This is a genomic window from Pseudomonas sp. SIMBA_067 (assembly GCF_046534675.1).
Taxonomy (GTDB): Bacteria; Pseudomonadota; Gammaproteobacteria; order Pseudomonadales; family Pseudomonadaceae; genus Aquipseudomonas; species Aquipseudomonas putida.
This window is the reverse complement of record NZ_JAWRYH010000433.1, coordinates 1-271: the sequence shown is the minus strand read 5'-3', so window position 1 is coordinate 271 and position 271 is coordinate 1. Positions and strand designations below refer to the sequence as shown.

The following is a 271-nucleotide window of genomic DNA, read 5'->3' as shown; positions in this document are numbered from 1 at the left end:
CGACATAACCAGTGCGCAAGGCTGGGGCTGAAGCATCACCACTATTTCAACTCCGGTTTTATGCTGATTAATATTCCACGCTGGCTCGAAAGGCAGACCACCGCGCGCATTACCGACGTGCTGGTAACGCGGGGCGCAGAGTTTGGTTTTCCCGATCAGGATGCGCTGAATATCGTGCTGGAGGATGAGGTCCTGATCCTGCCAGACCGCTATAACCACATTTACGACATCATCGCCAATAAAGTCTGGGATCACACGAGCGTGCCAGAAG

At 53.5% G+C, this 271-nt stretch carries 1 protein-coding gene; it reads left to right on the top strand.

The genetic code is table 11. The annotated features are described in order from the left end of the window. Nucleotides 1-271, top strand: a 271-nt coding sequence (locus SB765_RS29770) for a glycosyltransferase (protein ID WP_410932513.1), incomplete at both ends; no start/stop codon positions are given.